Source organism: Streptomyces sp. NRRL B-24572, assembly GCF_002156145.1.
GTDB classification, from domain to species: domain Bacteria; phylum Actinomycetota; class Actinomycetes; order Streptomycetales; family Streptomycetaceae; genus Streptomyces; species Streptomyces vietnamensis.
Genome location: NZ_MWIG01001206.1, coordinates 1 through 260, shown reverse-complemented (window position 1 = coordinate 260; position 260 = coordinate 1). Strand labels below are relative to the sequence as shown.

1 protein-coding gene is annotated in these 260 nt (G+C 70.0%); it reads left to right on the top strand.

The window, feature by feature from the left end:
* A partial coding sequence (locus CCN56_RS41325) for an acyl-CoA dehydrogenase family protein (protein ID WP_179200181.1) occupies positions 1-260 on the top strand: 260 nt, incomplete at both ends.

The window sequence follows — 260 nt, the reverse complement described above, 5'->3', positions numbered from 1 at the left end:
CTACCGCGAGACCGTGCGGCGCCTCGGCACGGACGGCTGGCTGGGGGTGGGCTGGCCCACCGAGTACGGCGGGCGCGGGCTCACGCCCATGGAACAGTTCATCTTCTTCGACGAGGCCGCGCAGGCCGGCGTGCCGCTGCCGCTGATGGCCCTGAACACCGTCGGGCCGACGATCATGCAGTACGGCACGGACGAGCAGAAGGCGTACTTCCTGCCCCGGATCCTCTCCGGCGAGATCGACTTCGCCATCGGCTACAGCG